The 485-nt window shown below is 56.1% G+C and carries 1 protein-coding gene; it reads right to left on the bottom strand.

Annotation, left to right across the window (positions count from 1 at the left end; all coding sequences use genetic code 11):
• Nucleotides 1-184: 184 nt before the first annotated feature.
• The coding region (locus tag AC1D0P_RS28755; RefSeq protein ID WP_477679850.1) for a hypothetical protein at nucleotides 185-485 on the bottom strand (301 nt) is incomplete at its 5' end.

The raw sequence follows: 485 nt of genomic DNA, 5'->3' as shown, positions 1-485 counted from the left end.
CTTGTGGTGGACGGCGTCAAAGCCATAGGCCAGCATCGCGTCCACCAGGGAGCGCGTCGTATAGGGCGCCGCCAGTTGCTGGCGTGCCAGCGCGTCCGAAAATGGCTTGCGATGCAGCGCGCAAATCCCCTGCAATGCCCAGAAAAAGGCATCCCCCGATATTTTCTTGTCCATCATCCCGAATCTACCCCGCTGGAGAGGCTTGCTTTATTTTGAACCATCTCGCGCCATCGTCCCTTGTCGATGCGCCGCCTGCAAAACCACCCGGTGATGTCAAAGACATGCCGCATGGCCCGAGCCAGTTTAGATTTAAAACAACCGCCGGCCCGGGCATTTTTTGGGGGTGTTGCTTTTGCGAAGCAATTTCTTTTTCGCGCGAACCATACCTGTTTTGATGGGCGCCGTATGTGAATCCATTTTTACTACTGGCCCCCTCCAAACAGAGGAGAAGCGATTTCGCCTGATGGATAAGCACGGGCCAGGCC

The sequence above is a fragment of the Polaromonas sp. P1_G2 genome, assembly GCF_056405515.1.
Note: the sequence above shows the minus strand (reverse complement) of the source record. Positions and strands in the feature narration are given on the sequence as shown.